The 15,235-nt window shown below is 74.3% G+C and carries 13 protein-coding genes; 5 read left to right on the top strand and 8 right to left on the bottom strand.

The features are described from left to right. Positions 1-3: 3 nt before the first annotated feature. The 4 genes from ACIP60_RS12955 to ACIP60_RS12940 all read right to left on the bottom strand — a co-directional run bounded on the left by ACIP60_RS12955 (position 4) and on the right by ACIP60_RS12940 (position 5,119). Positions 4-996: a LuxR family transcriptional regulator gene (locus ACIP60_RS12955; protein ID WP_400682945.1), complete on the bottom strand. Its 993-nt coding sequence runs from the start codon at positions 994-996 to the stop codon at positions 4-6. 144 nt (positions 997-1,140) lie between these two features. Beyond that, positions 1,141-2,133, bottom strand: a complete 993-nt coding sequence (locus ACIP60_RS12950; protein WP_400682943.1) for a LuxR C-terminal-related transcriptional regulator — start codon at positions 2,131-2,133, stop codon at positions 1,141-1,143. Further along, positions 2,126-3,253 (bottom strand): LuxR family transcriptional regulator, encoded by a 1,128-nt coding sequence (locus ACIP60_RS12945; RefSeq protein ID WP_400682940.1) that lies wholly within the window; start codon positions 3,251-3,253, stop codon positions 2,126-2,128. The genes ACIP60_RS12950 and ACIP60_RS12945 overlap by 8 nt, the downstream gene beginning before the upstream one ends. Positions 3,254-4,018: 765 nt before the next feature. After that, positions 4,019-5,119 carry a C4-dicarboxylate ABC transporter gene (locus tag ACIP60_RS12940; protein WP_400682938.1) on the bottom strand — a complete coding sequence of 367 codons (1,101 nt, stop codon included), beginning with the start codon at positions 5,117-5,119 and terminating at the stop codon, positions 4,019-4,021. A gap of 70 nt (positions 5,120-5,189) precedes the next feature. Here ACIP60_RS12940 and ACIP60_RS12935 point away from each other — a divergent pair, with 70 nt between their 5' ends. From ACIP60_RS12935 to ACIP60_RS12915, 5 genes are all read left to right on the top strand, one after another. Then, complete coding sequence (locus tag ACIP60_RS12935; RefSeq protein WP_400682935.1) at positions 5,190-6,119, top strand: LysR family transcriptional regulator; 930 nt, start codon at positions 5,190-5,192, stop codon at positions 6,117-6,119. A 136-nt stretch (positions 6,120-6,255) separates the two neighbouring features. After that, on the top strand, positions 6,256-8,859 hold the full coding sequence (gene clpB / locus ACIP60_RS12930; protein WP_400682932.1) for an ATP-dependent chaperone ClpB: 2,604 nt from the start codon (positions 6,256-6,258) through the stop codon (positions 8,857-8,859). Between the two features lie 191 nt (positions 8,860-9,050). Further along, entirely contained in the window at positions 9,051-9,614 is a 564-nt protein-coding gene (locus ACIP60_RS12925; protein WP_400682929.1) for a YbjN domain-containing protein, read from the top strand. A 118-nt stretch (positions 9,615-9,732) separates the two neighbouring features. Then, positions 9,733-11,046, top strand: a complete 1,314-nt coding sequence (locus ACIP60_RS12920) for a DUF4419 domain-containing protein (RefSeq protein ID WP_400682926.1) — start codon at positions 9,733-9,735, stop codon at positions 11,044-11,046. A gap of 67 nt (positions 11,047-11,113) precedes the next feature. Next, positions 11,114-12,283 (top strand): pyridoxal phosphate-dependent aminotransferase, encoded by a 1,170-nt coding sequence (locus tag ACIP60_RS12915; protein WP_400682923.1) that lies wholly within the window; start codon positions 11,114-11,116, stop codon positions 12,281-12,283. A 59-nt stretch (positions 12,284-12,342) separates the two neighbouring features. Here the strand turns inward: ACIP60_RS12915 and ACIP60_RS12910 are convergent, their stop codons facing one another. From ACIP60_RS12910 to ACIP60_RS12895, 4 genes are all read right to left on the bottom strand, one after another. Further along, the gene (locus ACIP60_RS12910) at positions 12,343-13,050 is read right to left on the bottom strand and encodes a hypothetical protein (protein ID WP_400682921.1); all 708 of its coding nucleotides are present in this window, start codon (positions 13,048-13,050) and stop codon (positions 12,343-12,345) included. A 35-nt stretch (positions 13,051-13,085) separates the two neighbouring features. Further along, positions 13,086-13,406 (bottom strand): hypothetical protein, encoded by a 321-nt coding sequence (locus ACIP60_RS12905; RefSeq protein ID WP_400682918.1) that lies wholly within the window; start codon positions 13,404-13,406, stop codon positions 13,086-13,088. Positions 13,407-13,470: 64 nt separating this feature from the next. Continuing rightward, positions 13,471-14,478 carry a hypothetical protein gene (locus ACIP60_RS12900; protein ID WP_400682916.1) on the bottom strand — a complete coding sequence of 336 codons (1,008 nt, stop codon included), beginning with the start codon at positions 14,476-14,478 and terminating at the stop codon, positions 13,471-13,473. After that, complete coding sequence (locus tag ACIP60_RS12895) at positions 14,475-15,068, bottom strand: hypothetical protein (RefSeq protein WP_100837283.1); 594 nt, start codon at positions 15,066-15,068, stop codon at positions 14,475-14,477. The genes ACIP60_RS12900 and ACIP60_RS12895 overlap by 4 nt, the downstream gene beginning before the upstream one ends. Positions 15,069-15,235 lie beyond the last annotated feature (167 nt).

The following is a 15,235-nucleotide window of genomic DNA, read 5'->3' as shown; positions in this document are numbered from 1 at the left end:
TTCTCAGCCGTCCGCACGGGGCGCTGCCCCCGGCGGCGCGGCGGGTCGTCCGGACGCCCCGCGCAGCTGCCAGCCCAGCTGGAACAGGGTCTCCGCATCGTAGAACTCCCGCAGCCGGGCGATGTGCCCGGCCACCGTCCGCTCCGAGAGCCCCAGCCGGGAGGCGATCGCCCGCTGGGTCAGGCCCGCGGCCAGCAGGTCGGTGAGTTCGGGCGGCACGCCCGTCCTGCGCGGGCGGCCGGCGGCGGCGTGCCAGTCGACGGTCGCGGCGCGGGCCCAGTCGCGCTCGAAGCGCTCGACCAGCAGGGCGACCAGGGCCGGGTCCTCGACGAAGGCGGCGCTGGAGTGGTCGGCGGCGGCCGGGATGACGGCCACCTTGCGGTCGAAGACCAGCAGCCGGGTGAACGGCTCGTCCAGGACCCGGATGCGTTCGCCTAGGTCGGTGACGTCGGCCGCGTAGGAGGCGGTGGGCGGGTCGGCGAGCGCGCCGGGCGCGTAGAGGGTGCGCAGGGCGATGCCGGCGTCCAGGTGGGTCCGGGTGAGTTCGAGGGACTGCTGCAGGAACTGCCGCGGCCGGGCGCCGCCGGGCTGGGCGGCCAGGATCTCCTCGCGCGTCTCGGACTCGACCTGGAGGATGCCGTGCCGGATCTGCTCCACGTCCCGGACGTGGTGCACCACGCTGGAGCGGTCGTCCCGGCCGAGCGCCGACTCGTAGGCCAGGCTGAGCGGTTCGAGCAGCGCGGGCGTCTCCTCGGCCCGCAGCAGCAGCCCGGCCCCCTCGGCCCGCATCCGGGCGCCGAGCCGGCCGACGGCGGTGCGCGGGCTGACGGCGGTCAGCGACTCGTCGACGGCGTGGTGCACCAGCAGTCCGAACTCGACCAGGCGGTGCACGGCGTCCGCGTCCAGCCGCGCCGCCTCGCGGAACATCATCCGGCCGCCCCGGGCGAGGACTTCGCGGTACAGGGCGCGTTCGGCGTCGCTCAGCAGGGGGTTCACCTCGTTCCCTCCCGCACCGGCCGGCCGGTGGCGGTGCGCGGGTCGACGGCGGTGGGCCGCTCGCTCCCATCGTGCTGGACCGGCGGCCCGAGGGCGAGCAGCCGCGCGGGGAGGGGGGCGGGTCCGGGCCGGGGCGGCGGGGTGTCAGGCACCTGGCTTCTCCCGCCGCATCAGCCAGCCGAGTTGGAAGAGCGTCTCGGCGCCGTGCAGGTCGCGCAGGCGGGAGATGTGGCCGGCGACGGTGCGCTCGGACAGGCCCAGGCGGGAGGCGATCGCCTTCTGGGTCAGGCCGGCGGCCAGCAGGCGGCCGACCTGGGCGGAGGCGGTCCGGGTGGGGTCGCTGTCCAGGAGGCTGTGCCAGGGGACGCGTTCGGCGCGGGCCCAGTCGCGTTCGAAGTTGGCGACGATCATGCCCACGGTGGCGGGGTCGGAGAGCACCGCGGCCCGGGAGAAGTCCTCGGCGGCGGGCACCACGGCGGTGGCCCGGTCGAAGACCAGGGCGCGCTGGAAGGGCTCGTCGAGCAGCCGGACCTCGCCGCCGGCCCTGGTGACGGTGGCGGCGTAGCGGATCACGGCGGGCTCGGTGAGCACGGTCGGCTGGTAGAGGGTGAGGATGCGGCAGCCGCGGCGCAGGACCGGCAGTTCCTGGCGCAGGGACAGTTCCAGGGCGGCGGGCAGCGGCTGTCCGGGCTGCGAGGTCAGGGCCTCCTCCCGGCAGGCGGAGCCGAGTTGGGCGATCCGCTGGCGGATGTGCTCGCGTCCGGTGATCTGGAGGTCGGCGGGGACGGGCCCGGCCGGGCGGGGCACGCTGTCGTAGGCGGCGATCAGCGGTTCGAGGTCGGCGGCCAGGCGTTCGGCCCGGTTGAGCAGGCGGGTGGCCTCGGCGTTCATCTCGGTGCCGAGGGTGTCGGCCACGAAGCGGGGGTTGACGGCCAGGTAGGAGCCGTCGTGGCCGTCCAGCATCAGCAGGCCGGTGCGCAGCAGCCCGGCGAGGGCGGGCCGCTGCGGGGCGGGGAGGGCGTCGGCGGCGACCCGGCCGCCGGCTTCCAGGACGTCCAGGTAGAGGCGCCACGCCTGCGCGTCGATCGGCCCGCAGGCCGAGGCGGCGGGGGCGGTGGCGGGGGTCGGGTCAGCCACGTCCGCCGCCGCCTCTCATCAGCCAGCCGAGCTGGAACAGGGTGCCGGCCCCGTGCAGGTCGCGCAGGCGGGAGATGTGCCCGGCGACGGTGCGCTCGGACAGGCCCAGGCGGGTGGCGACGGCGCGCTGGGTGAGGCCCTGGGCGAGCAGGCGGCCGACCCGTTCGGTGATGGCGCGGGTGAGGGTGCGGCTGTCGAGGCCGTGCCAGTGGACCTGCTCGGCGCGGGCCCAGTCGCGTTCGAAGCCGGCCACCAGGTAGGCGATCGCGGCGGGGTCCTCGACGAACGCGGCGCGGCTGTGGTCCTCGGCGGCGGGGATCACGGCGATCCGCCGGTCGATGACGATCAGCCGGAGGAACGGCTCGTCCAGGACGCGCAGTTGGGCGCCGTGCTCGGTCATCGTGGTGGCGTGCCGGACGGCGCTGTCCTCGGTGAGCGCGACGGGCTGGTAGAGGGCGCGCAGGGTGGCGCCCCGGCTGAGCATCCGCCGGTCCTGGGTGTGGGCGAGTTCGAGGACGGCGGGCGGGCGGAGCCCGGGCTGGGCGCTGAGCAGTTCGAGGCGGCAGTCCGAGACCAGTTGGGCGATCCGCAGCCGGATGCCCTCCTGGCCGTCGATGTAGACGGCCTGCCTGGTCCGGTCGGCGGGCCGGGGGACGGCGTCGTAGGCGCGGGCGAGCGGGTCGAGCGCGGCGGGCAGCCGGCCGGCGTCGAGCAGCAGGCGGGTGGCGCGGGAGCGCAGGTCGGCGCCGAGGCGTTCGGCGACGGCCCGCGGGCTGACCGCGACGTAGCAGCCGTCGATCCGGTTGGGCAGCATCAGGCCGATCGCCACCAGCTGCTCCAGCAGGGCCTGTTGGCGCTCGGGGGTGAGGTCGGTGCCGAGCGGGGGCGGCGCGTCCAGCGGGATGCGGCCGCCGGCGGCGAGGACGGCCAGGTAGAGCCGGGTGGCGTCCTCCTCGGGCAGTCCGGCGTCCGGGTCGAACGGGGGGCCGAAGGACAGGCCGCCGGGGGAGTGGTCGCCGGGGGGCGGGAGGTCGGGGGACGGGCCGTCGAGGGAGGCGTCGCCGCAGGCCGGGTCACCGAGGGACGGGCCGTCCGGCGTGCCGGGGACACCGGGGGTCACGGGTGGGGCCGACGTCACGGGTGCGCCGGACCGGTCGGTGTCCGGATCGGACTTCGGGTGGTCCGCTGCCACGTCGAGCACTCCCTGCCGTGTTCCTCCGTTTGCGGATGATGATCCCAGAGGGCCGTCGGGCTCGACGGCGGGAGTCACCCCCGCGGGCCGGGCGCGCCCCCCGGGCCGGGTGCCGTCGGCACCCGGACCCCGGAGGACCCGCTCGTGTCACGCCAGCGTCATGGCGCTTCGGCGAGGCGGAGCAGCAACGCCTCGCCGAGCCGGTCGGGCAGCCACCACCACACGTGGCGTCCCGGCCGGTGCTCTTCCCCCCCGTTGCGCAGATGCGAACGCACCTGTCGCCCCCACGCGAAGAGCAAGTCGCCGACTCGGGCTGCGGCTGCCCCGGACGACTTGGCGTGTCTACACCCTCACAGCGGGACGCACTCCGAACAAGTGCTCTCCGGCTGCAGGTTCCCGCAAGTGCAGGAACATGCAGCAAACGTCCCGGCCCGGTGCCCGGAATGACGCTTTCCCCGCATTGCCCCCCTCTTCCGAACAGGCATTCGAAAAAGGGGGAGAGGGGCCCTGACCGGGGGCGTCGCGGCCGGGCGGAATGTCACTGCCCGGAACGGGAATTCGGCAATCCTCCGCCGAACCCACCGATCCGGAATCCACTGCGCCGAATATCGGCCGGGCCCGAACGTCCCGCCCGGCCGTCGCTCCGGCCGTCGCTCCGGCCGCCCGCGGCGGCCCCGGCGGCCCCGGCGGGCCTCAGAGCAGGCGGCCCGCCCGCAGGCCGACCGCGGTCCGCGCCAGCGCCACCGCCCAGGCGGCGAGCAGCAGCAGGTAGAGCCCGGCGGCGAGGGCGGTGAATCCGCCGAACCCGGTGTGCCGGGCCAGCGCGGTGGTGCCGGTGACCAGGGTGCCGACCGGGAAGGTGAAGGCCCACCAGGTCATCGCGAACGGCATCCCGGCCCGCAGGGCCCGCAGGTTCGCGGCGAGCGCCACCGCCAGCCAGAGCAGCGCGAACCCCGTCACCGTGACGCCGTACACCTCGGCCAGCGCGCGGGCCGCCGCCCCGGCGCCGGGGCCCGCGCCGGGCAGCGCGAGCGGCAGCGCGTCGGCGAACTGGTGGACGGCGGTGGTGGACTGGCCCAGCGGCCCGAGCACCAGGAACAGCGACGGGGTGAGCACCAGGGCGGGCAGCTTGCTGTGCAGCAGTCCGCCGAGGACCACCGGCAGCAGCGCCAGGGTGGCCAGCAGGCTGGCCCCGAACATCGCCACGCACCCGTACAGCAGCGCCTGCCGGGCCGCCCCCGCGGGCAGGTGCGGCACCAGCGCGGGGCCGAGCGCCGCGGACACCATCGGCGCGACCACCGGCAGCAGCCAGGTCGGGTTGGCCTCCAGCGCGGACAGCCGGTGCCGGGTGACCATCAGGTACGGCAGCCCGGCGGCCACCGCCAGCGCGTACGCGGTGCCCGCCGTCCACAGCAGCACGTCCAGCGCGAGCGCGGCCGGCTCGCCGAGCACCGGGCCGCCGACGGTGAGCGCGCCGTAGCCGACGGCCAGCAGGGCCATCGGCGGGCAGCCGTAGAAGACGGCGGCGGACGGGTCGGCCAGCAGGGTGTGCCGGGCCTGCTCGCGGTGCCGGGTCAGGTGGACGGCGCGGCCGGCCAGCAGGGCGGCCAGCATCAGCAGCGAGAGGGTCCAGACCGCCTCGGCGAAGGCGGTGCGGCCGGGGACGTCCAGCGGCAGCGCGGCGGCGGCGTTGCCGGTGATCGCGGTGCCCATCACGGCGGCGTACCAGTGGGGTCCGAGCCGGGACAGGTCGGGGGTGCGCAGGGTGGTGCGCGGCGCGAGGAGGGTTGCCATGACTCCACCGTCCCCGCGCGGGCGGGACGGCGGTAGCGAGCCGCCCGCTATGAGGACATAGCCTGGGCCTATGGCTCTCTCCCCGCACGTCCCGGAACTCGGCGCCCTGGAGCTGCTGCTCGCCGTGGCCCGGCTGGGCAGCGTCGGGCGGGCCGCCGCCGAACTGGGCGTCAGCCAGCCCGCCGCCAGCGCCCGGATCAAGGGCATGGAACGGCAGATCGGGGTGCCGCTGCTGGAGCGCTCGCCGCGCGGCTCCCGGCCCACCGAGGCGGGCCGGCTGGTGGTCGAGTGGGCCCGGCAGGTGGTCGAGGCCGCCCAGGCGCTGGACGCCGGGATCGACGCGCTGCGCGGCCGCCGGGACGCCCGGCTGCGGGTGGTGGCCAGCCTGACCGTCGCCGAGTACCTGATGCCGGGCTGGCTGCTGGCCCTGAACGAGGCCATCCCGGGCACCGCCGTCACGCTGCGCACCGCGAACTCGCACGACGTCGCCGCCCAGGTGCTGGCCGGCGAGGCCGACCTGGGCTTCGTCGAGGGCACCTCCACCCCGCCCGGCCTGTCCGGCGCGGTGGTGGCCGCCGACCGGCTGGTGGTGGTGGTCTCCCCCGAGCACCGCTGGGCCCGCCGCCGCACCCCGGTCACCGGCGCCGAACTGGCGGCCACCCCGCTGGTGCTGCGCGAGGTCGGCTCCGGCACCCGGGAGGTGCTGGAGGAGGCGCTGGCCCCGTACGGCGGCCCGGCCGCGCCCCGGCTGGAGCTGGCCTCCTCGACGGCGCTGAAGGCGGCCGCGATGACCGGCGCGGGCCCGGTCTGCCTGAGCGAGCTGGCGGTGACCGAGGAGCTGGCCACCCGCCGGCTGGTCGCCGTGCCGCTGGCCGGGCTGGAGCTGCAGCGCCCGCTGCGCGCGGTCTGGCCGGCCGGCCAGCGCCCGGCCGGGCCGGCCCGCGAGCTGCTGGGGCTGACCCGGGCACCCGGGCCGGGCCGGGCCGTCCGGAGGGGCTGAGCGGAGCAGCCGGAAGGGCCGCCCGAACGGGCTGAGCGGAAACCCTTCGTAAAACCTGAGCGGAATACGCTCAACTTAGTGCATGCTGTACTCAGCAGACTCGTACCAGTCCCGAGACGAGAGGGGTATGCCCGCAGTGGACGCCAGTAAGTTCACCAGCAAGACGCAGGAGGCCCTGTCCTCCGCCATCCGGCAGGCCAGCGCCGCGGGGAACCCGGACGTCAAGCCGGTGCACGTCCTGCTGGCCCTGCTCGACCAGCCGGAGGGCCTGGCCCGTCCGCTGCTGGAGGCCGTCGGGGCGGACGCGGGGCGGGTCGCCGCCGCCGCCCGCCAGCAGGCCGCCTCGCTCCCGGCCGCCCAGGGCTCCACGGTCGCCGCGCCGAACCTCGCGCGCGACACCCTGGCCGTGCTGGAGGAGGCCGGCCGGCGCGCCGCCGACCTGGACGACCAGTACGTCTCCACCGAGCACCTGCTGGTCGGCCTGGCCGCCGAGGGCGGGCAGGCCGCCGAGCCGCTCCGGCAGCAGGGCGCGACGGCGCAGGCGCTGCTGGCCGCGTTCAAGGAGGTCCGGGGCAGCGCCCGGGTCACCTCGTCGGACCCGGAGGGCACCTACAAGGCCCTGGAGAAGTACGGCTCCGACCTGACGCAGGCCGCGCGGGACGGCAAGCTCGACCCGGTGATCGGCCGCGACCAGGAGATCCGCCGGGTGGTGCAGGTGCTCTCCCGGCGGACCAAGAACAACCCGGTGCTGATCGGCGAGCCCGGCGTCGGCAAGACCGCGGTGGTCGAGGGCCTGGCCCAGCGGATCGTCGCGGGCGACGTGCCGGAGTCGCTGCGCGGCAAGCGCCTGGTCGCGCTCGACCTGGCGGCGATGGTCGCGGGCGCGAAGTTCCGCGGCGAGTTCGAGGAGCGGCTGAAGGCCGTCCTGAACGACATCAAGGCCTCCGACGGCCAGGTGGTCACCTTCATCGACGAGCTGCACACCATGGTCGGCGCGGGCGCCGGCGGCGACTCCTCGATGGACGCGGGCAACATGCTCAAGCCGATGCTGGCCCGCGGCGAGCTGCGCATGGTCGGCGCCACCACGCTGGACGAGTACCGCGAGCGGATCGAGAAGGACCCGGCCCTGGAGCGCCGCTTCCAGCAGGTGATGGTCGGCGAGCCCAGCGTCGAGGACACCATCGCGATCCTGCGCGGCCTCAAGGGCCGCTACGAGGCGCACCACAAGGTGGAGATCACCGACGCCGCGCTGGTCGCCGCGGCGACGCTGTCCAACCGGTACATCACCGCCCGCTTCCTGCCCGACAAGGCGATCGACCTGGTGGACGAGGCCGCCTCCCGGCTGCGGATGGAGATCGACTCCTCCCCGGTGGAGATCGACGAGCTGCAGCGCGCGGTCGACCGGCTGCGGATGGAGGAGCTGGCGCTGGAGAAGGAGTCCGACCCGGCCTCGGTCGAGCGGCTCGGCCGGCTCCGGCGCGACCTCGCGGACAAGCAGGAGCAGCTGAGCACCCTCAACGCCCGCTGGGAGCAGGAGAAGAAGTCGCTCAACCGGGTCGGCGAGCTCAAGGAGCGCCTGGACGACCTGCGCGGCAGCCTGGACCGCGCCCAGCGCGACGGCGACTTCGAGCGCGCCTCCAAGCTGATGTACGCCGAGATCCCGGCCGCCGAGCGGGAGTTGACCGAGGCGCAGGACCGCGCGGCGGACGAGCCGAACACCAGCATGGTCAAGGAGCAGGTCGGCCCGGACGACGTGGCGGACGTGGTCGCGTCCTGGACGGGCATCCCGGCCGGCCGGCTGCTGGAGGGCGAGAGCGCCAAGCTGCTGCGGATGGAGGAGGAGCTGGGCCGCCGCCTGATCGGCCAGCACGAGGCCGTCCGCGCCGTCTCCGACGCGGTGCGCCGCACCCGCTCCGGCATCGCCGACCCGGACCGCCCGACCGGCTCGTTCCTCTTCCTCGGCCCGACCGGCGTCGGCAAGACCGAGCTGGCCAAGGCCCTGGCGGACTTCCTCTTCGACGACGAGCGCGCCATGGTCCGGATCGACATGAGCGAGTACGGCGAGAAGCACTCGGTCTCCCGCCTGGTCGGCGCCCCGCCCGGGTACGTCGGCTACGAGGAGGGCGGCCAGCTCACCGAGGCGGTCCGCCGCCGCCCGTACAGCGTGGTCCTGCTGGACGAGGTGGAGAAGGCCCACCCCGAGGTGTTCGACGTGCTGCTCCAGGTGCTGGACGACGGCCGCCTCACCGACGGCCAGGGCCGCACGGTGGACTTCCGCAACGCCATCCTGATCCTCACCTCCAACCTCGGCTCCCAGTACCTGGTCAACCCGGCCACGCCCGAGGAGCGCAAGAAGGAGCTGGTGCTGGAGACGGTGCGGCAGTCCTTCAAGCCGGAGTTCCTGAACCGGCTGGACGACATCGTGGTGTTCGACCCGCTGGGCACCGAGGAGCTCAGCCGGATCGTCGACCTCCAGGTCGCCGCGCTGGCCCGCCGGCTGCACGAGCGCCGGCTCACCCTGGACGTCACCCCGGCCGCCCGGGACTGGCTCTCGCTCACCGGCTACGACCCGGCGTACGGCGCCCGGCCGCTGCGCCGGCTGGTGCAGTCCGCGATCGGCGACCAGCTGGCCAAGGAGATCCTCTCCGGCCGGGTGCACGACGGCGAGACGGTGGTGGTCGACCACGACGGTTCCTCCGACCGGCTCAGCGTCGGTCCGCGCGCCTCGCTGGAGAAGTGACGCCCCGTCGGTGGGCGGGGCCCCGCCCGGGCCCCGCCCACCGGCCCGCACCGGCCGCGCCGCGGTCGGCGGGGACATGATCACGCGGCGGAGTGCACCCTGTGCCGCGGGCCCCGAATGAGGCAGGATGGAGACCAGGAGAGGCGGCCCCCCATCGGCAGCCGACCGTGCACCGTGAAAGGGACATCCCCGTGAGCATCGACCCGTCGTCCATCCCGTCCTTCGGCCTGCCGCAGCCGCCGCAGGGCGGCGGCCAGCCCGGTGGCGCTCCGGCCGGGCCGCCGCCGGTGATCGTCCCGAACCAGGACCTGGTCGCCCAGCTGCTCGACCAGATGCAGCTCAAGCACGTGGTGGACGAGGAGGGCGACCTCACCGCCCCCTGGGAGAACTTCCGCGTCTACTACATGTTCCGCGGCGACCACAAGGAGCTGTTCGCGGTCCGCGCGTTCTACGACCGCCCGTTCCCGCTGGAGCAGAAGCCCGAGATCCTCGCCCTGATCGACGAGTGGAACCGCGAGACCCTGTGGCCCAAGGTCTACACCCACACCCACGACGACGGCGTGGTCCGGCTGATCGGTGAGTCCCAGATGATCGTCGGCAACGGCGTCAACCTGGAGTACTTCGTCGGCACCACCGCCAACTGGACCCAGGCCGCGGTCGGCTTCGAGCAGTGGATGGTCGAGCAGCTCGGCGACCAGGCCAAGGACGCCGACGGCGACGCCGCCCCCGAGGACGGCCCGGCCGACGAGGCCTGACCCCCTCCCCGCAGCGCCCCGGACGGGCCCGCCACCCCCACCCGGGCGGCGGGCCCGTCCGCACGACCGCCCACCCCCGCCGGGGGCCCGCCCCCGCGCACGCCTCCGGGAGGCCGCGATGGCCGTCGAGATCACCCTGCCGCTCGCCGAGGACCCCGCGGCGGCCCGGCTCGCCGGCCGGCTCGGGGAGATCGGCAACGACGCCTTCCTGCGGGCCGCCGTCCGCGAGCCGTACGCCGTCCACCACCGCTCCACCGACCGGCTGCTCGGCGACCCGGCGGCCCCGCCGGACGACTCCGCCGCCAGCCTGCTGCTGCGCGCGCTGCACCTGTGCTTCAGCGCGCACCTGCCGCTGAGCCTCTCCCCCGACGTGCTCTGGTACGCGGTGGTGCACGAGGTCGCCACGCACGTCCGGCTGAACAGCGACACCTACGCCGGGGTGTTCACCGACACCCCGGGCGAGCGGGGGACCATCACCGTCCGGGACGACGCGCTGACCGGCGGCGCCGACTGGCAGCGCTCGCTGCACCTGGTCGAGCAGCCGCTGCGGGAGCGGATCGGCGCGGACGTCGCGGACCTGTTCCGGCCCGCCTTCTCCACCACCGGGCCCGCCGACGCCTGCGCCGCCCTGGTCGCGCTGATGGACGTGGTCAGCCCGTACTACGACTTCCGCTGGGTCAGCCTGTGCGGCATCCCCCGGATCCGGCTGGAGGGCACCGCCGGGGACTGGCGGCTGCTGGCCGACCGGGTGCGCGGCCTGGAGGAGTGGTTCGAGGGCCTGCGGCCGTGGCTGCGCGGGCTGCGGCCGGTGCTGACGCAGCTCGCCGCCACCGCGGCGGGCGGGCCGGTCGACCGGGAGTTCTGGAGCTCGGTCTACAAGTGGAGGTCCTCCTCCGGCGGCTCGTCGGTCACCGGGTGGATCACCCGGTTCTTCGCCCACCGCTACGACGCCGCGGGCCCCGCCCCGGCCGTCGCCGACCGGATCGAGGACGGGCACTTCCCCGCCCACCTGTCCCTCGTCCCGTTCGAGTGGGAGCTGCTGGGCGTCCCGCACCGGATGGCCTTCGCCGGCGGCGTGCTGGGCGTCGAACGCGACGGCGAGTGGGTCCGGCCCCGGCTCGGCTTCGCCGTCCTGGAGCTCACCGCCCCGGCGCTGCCCGCCGACTGGACCCTCGACGACGTCCGGGCGGTCACCGGCCGCGCCGAGGTCTCCCTGCACCCGGGCGGCGAGGTGGCCGGCCGCACCGCCGAGGGCCGGCCGCTGCCGGTCACCCGCGCCCTGCTCTTCGGCGGCCCGGACGCCGGCGTCCGCCCCGCGCTGCTGGAGGCCGACGGGCTCTGGTACCCGGCCCACCACCTCTCCCCCGGGTTCGTGGCCGTCCGCCCCACCGGCACCGGCCTCGCCGAAGCCCTCCGGGCGCTCCCGGGCTGAGGGCCCTTGGCGTCCGCCGCGGGCCCCTGGATGATGGGGCCCGACCACCGTCTGTGAGGAGCCACCGATGAGCACCAGGCCGCTGCTGAACCGCCGGCTGGCAGGCATGGGGACCACGATCTTCGCCGAGATGTCCGCGCTGGCCACCGCCACCGGCTCGATCAACCTCGGGCAGGGCTTCCCGGACACCGACGGGCCCGAGGAGGTCCGGGAGGCCGCCGTCCGGGCGCTGCGGGAGGGCCACGGCAACCAGTACCCGCCGGGGCCGGGCGTGCCCGAGCTGCGGCAGGCCGTCGCGGAGCACCAGGAGCGGTTCTACGGGCTGGCGTACGACCCGGACACCGAGGTGCTGGTGACCGCCGGGGCCACCGAGGCGATCGCCGCCGCCATGCTCGCGCTGCTGGAGCCGGGCGACGAGGTGATCGCCTTCGAGCCGTTCTACGACTCCTACGCCGCCTGCATCGCGATGGCGGGCGCCGTCCGCGTCCCGCTCACCCTGCGCGCCCCGGCCTTCCGGCCCGACCTGGACGAGCTGCGGGCGCTGATCACCCCGCGCACCCGGCTGCTGCTCATCAACACTCCGCACAACCCGACCGGCACCGTGCTCATCCCCGGGGAACTGGCCGGGATCGCCGAACTCGCCCTCGAACACGACCTGTTGGTGGTCACCGACGAGGTCTACGAGCACCTGGTCTTCACCGGCGCCCACCACCCGCTGGCCGCCCTGCCCGGCATGCGCGAGCGCACCGTGGCGATCTCCTCGGCCGGCAAGACCTTCTCCTTCACCGGCTGGAAGGTCGGTTGGGTGACCGGCGCGCCCGCCCTGGTCTCCGCCGTCCGCACCGCCAAGCAGTACCTCACCTACGTCTCGGCGGGCCCGTTCCAGTACGCCGTCGCCGAGGCCCTGCGGCTGCCCGACGGCTACTACGCGGACTTCCGCGCCGACCTGCACCGCAAGCGCGACCTGCTCGCCCGGGGGCTCGCCGCGGCCGGGTTCCGGGTCTTCGAGCCGCAGGGCACGTACTTCGTCACCACCGACATCACTCCGCTGGGCGAGAAGGACGGCATCGAGTTCTGCCGGGCCCTGCCCGAGCGCTGCGGGGTGGTGGCCATCCCGAACGCCGTCTTCTACGACGACGTCGAGGCCGGGCGCGCCCAGGTCCGGTTCGCCTTCTGCAAGCGGGTGGAGGTGCTCGAAGCGGCGGTCGAGAGGCTGTCCGGCCTGCGCGGGCGCTGAGGGCCGCGCCGGGCGGCGCTCCGGGTCCGCCCGCGGCCGCCGAGGTCGCCCCGGCGGGCTCAGGCCGGGGCGAGGGGCATCGCGTCGAAGCCGTCGAAGAGGTACGCGTAGAGCTGCCCGAGGTAGGCCGTCAGTTCCCGCTCGTCCGGGAACGGGACGTAGGTCAGCGCGTACCACTGGCCGACCGTCAGCGGGCGGTTCCTGACCAGGTGCAGCAGACCGGCCCGGATCACCTCCCGGTAGTCCGGCCACGCCGCGTCGAAGGTCTCGCGCAGTTCGCCGAGGTCGTCGACGGCCTCCACTCCCAGTGCTCCGGCGCAGAAGTGCACGAAGCGGCGGTCCACCCCCGGTACGTCCAGACCCAGTTCGGCCAGGTCGACCTCGGTCGGGTCGATCCGCCCGCCGGGGTAGGGGTAGACCGTGGTGTTCCACAGGTCGTCCTCCTCCACCGGCCCGGCCGGGCCGGTGCCCGCGGCCGGGCGGTAGACGCCGTACAGCAGGCCGAGCGTCAGGAAGTCGGCGCGGACGTAGTTGATCTCCCCGTCGGGGCCGTAGGGCTCCTGCGGGTCGATGGCGAATGCCGTGGCCTTTCCCGCGCAGTTCAGGAAAGGACCGTAAACGGCCTCGAACGGCAGGATCGGGGAAAGGTCGTGGGTGGCCAGGGCCGTCGCGCGGAGCGCGTCCTCGGCCTGGACCAGTGATTCCTCGGAGTCGAAGCGGCTCGCCCACGGACCGGTGCGGGGCGGCAGCTCGTCACGGAGCGGCATGGGGACAGGACTCCTTCTTTCGGCCCGTCGGGGAGTCAGGGGGCGGGAGCGATCGGCGGTTCGGTGCGGTCACCGTAGAAATACGCGTGGACGTCCGCGAGGAATGCGTAGAGCTCGTCCTCCGACTGGAACGAGTACCGGGTGAGGCTCCACCACTCCTTGATCGACGCGGGCCGTCGTTCCAGGAGGTAGTCGAGGCTCGTGCGCAGCCGGGCCGCGTACGGGCTGCCGTCGCGCGCCGAATCGCGGTACACCGCGATGTCGTCGATCAGTTCCGGGTGGAAGGCGTTCCGGTAGAACTCGCGGAGCCGCTCGTCCTCGTGCCAGCCGGGAATCTCCCAAGCCGTCCAGCCCATCAGAATTCACCGCATTCCACTGGTGCCGCCACTTCGACCGCCGCCACTTCGACAGGACAGAATATCATAGCCCTTGCCCCCGGTGCCGGTTGTGCTTGAATGCCGGTTCCGGGAAAATCGTGTGGAGTTTGTGGCCGCCATTCCCGTCCGGCTCGTAGACCGCCTTGATCTTGGCGTCCTTGAAATCGACGTCCCTGTAGTTGATCGCCCCGTCGTGGGCGATCGGATTCTCCGGGTCGATGTAGTAGCCGCGGAATTTCCCGGTGTGCCCGCCCGGCCCCCACGCCTCGTGCGGGGAGAACTCGACGACCTGGCGGTCGGTGCGGGTGGGGTCGAGCCTGGAACGGGCGTAGTGGTCCGCGTAGACGAAGGACTCCTCGTCCTTGAAGGCCGTGGAGTAGCTGTCGCACTTGTGCTTGTGCGGGGCGCCGCGGTCGCCGTCGTAGTAGAGGTCGGGCGGGGACAGCCTGGTCTTGGCGTCCGGACCGTGCAGCGGGTCGATCTTGTTGGTCGACTGGACGTAACCGGTCACCCTGTCCTTGGCCACGGTCTGCGCGTGGGCCGGGCCCTGCATGACGGGGGTGCCCAGGCGGTCCTTGAGCTGCTGGTCCGTCACCTTCAGGTGGCGGCCCACGCCGTGGCCCTGGCCGTCGAGCTCGTCGACGCGCTCGCCGATCCGGCGGTGGTAGAGCTGGCGCAGCGGCTTCTTGCCCGGCACGGACTGGCCGGGTTCGAGCTTGACCTTCTCCTTGGAGAGCGAACTGCCCGCCTCCTTGAAGCCCTTCTGGACCGCCTTCTCGGCGTCGTCGAGGTTCTTCTTGGTGATCTCCAGGCCGCGGCCGATGGAGCGGTGGCCGCCGGCCATCGCCTTCGACATGTCGCTGATCATCGAGTCGATGACCGGGCGGACCGCCTTGTCCACGACCTGACCGAGCCTGCCGCGCCCGAGGACCCGGCCCCGGGTCCTGGCGTCCAGGTCGCGCGAGTGCCGCTCCACCTGGTTCGCGTGCTCGTGGGCCCGCTTCGCGGCCTGCGCGAGCGCGTCCGGATCGGCCCTGAATCCCCTGCTCACTTGCCGCCTCCCGCGCCGAGCGCCGCCTCGACCCCGTGGAACACCAGACCGGAGACCGCCTTCTCGATGGCCGCCTGGAAGGGCTCGACCGCCATCGAGACCAGCTGTCCGACGACGACGTCCTCGATCTCCTGGATGATCGCGTTGACGATCCGCTTGCCCGCCTCGACGATCGCCGCCTCCGCGGCCGCGGCGATCCCGAAGGTGGCGACCGCCGCCGCCGCTGCCGCCGCCATCTCGGCGGCCATCGCCACCAGCTGGGCGATCACCACGCCCTTGGCGACGATCACGGCCTCGGCGGCGGCCTCCAGGGCCGTCGCCAGTACGCCGCAGCAGTCGATCAGCACGGTCATGTGCCCGGCCGAGGCCTGGCTCCAGCGGGTCAGCATGGCCTCGTAGCCCGCGCCCTCGTACGCGCCGCCGAGGTTCTTCAGCAGCACGTCCGTGTCGTCGTGGGACTCCGCCATCCCCTGGCCGAACTCCCGGACGTGCTGGGCCCATTCGCGCAGCTCGTCCTCGTCCACGTCGGGCCAGTTGAGCCCCATCAGGTCCATGATCCAGACGAGTTCCGACGGCAGGTCGATCGACAACGCCCAGCCCCCCCGTTCGAACAGACGCTTGTCCGTGCTCGGTGCCGCCACCGTAGACGCGCCTGCCTCCGGTTCGGTTCCGGCCCTCCCCGCCGTCCGGTGCGGGGGCTCCCTCGGGGCGGGTGGTGCGGGAAGTGCACTACCGGCGTGCACGGCTTGCGATACCG

Source organism: Kitasatospora sp. NPDC088783 (genome assembly GCF_044750705.1).
GTDB lineage: Bacteria > Actinomycetota > Actinomycetes > Streptomycetales > Streptomycetaceae > Kitasatospora > Kitasatospora fiedleri.
Note: the sequence above shows the minus strand (reverse complement) of the source record. Positions and strands in the feature narration are given on the sequence as shown.

Coding starts and splice junctions, on each gene's coding strand:
- ACIP60_RS12940 (WP_400682938.1), bottom strand. CDS start 5,119: ATGGCAACCCTCCTCGCGCCGCGCACCACCCTGCGCACCCCCGACCTG.
- ACIP60_RS12905 (WP_400682918.1), bottom strand. CDS start 13,406: ATGGGCTGGACGGCTTGGGAGATTCCCGGCTGGCACGAGGACGAGCGG.
- ACIP60_RS12910 (WP_400682921.1), bottom strand. CDS start 13,050: ATGCCGCTCCGTGACGAGCTGCCGCCCCGCACCGGTCCGTGGGCGAGC.
- ACIP60_RS12915 (WP_400682923.1), top strand. CDS start 11,114: ATGAGCACCAGGCCGCTGCTGAACCGCCGGCTGGCAGGCATGGGGACC.
- ACIP60_RS12920 (WP_400682926.1), top strand. CDS start 9,733: ATGGCCGTCGAGATCACCCTGCCGCTCGCCGAGGACCCCGCGGCGGCC.
- ACIP60_RS12935 (WP_400682935.1), top strand. CDS start 5,190: ATGGCTCTCTCCCCGCACGTCCCGGAACTCGGCGCCCTGGAGCTGCTG.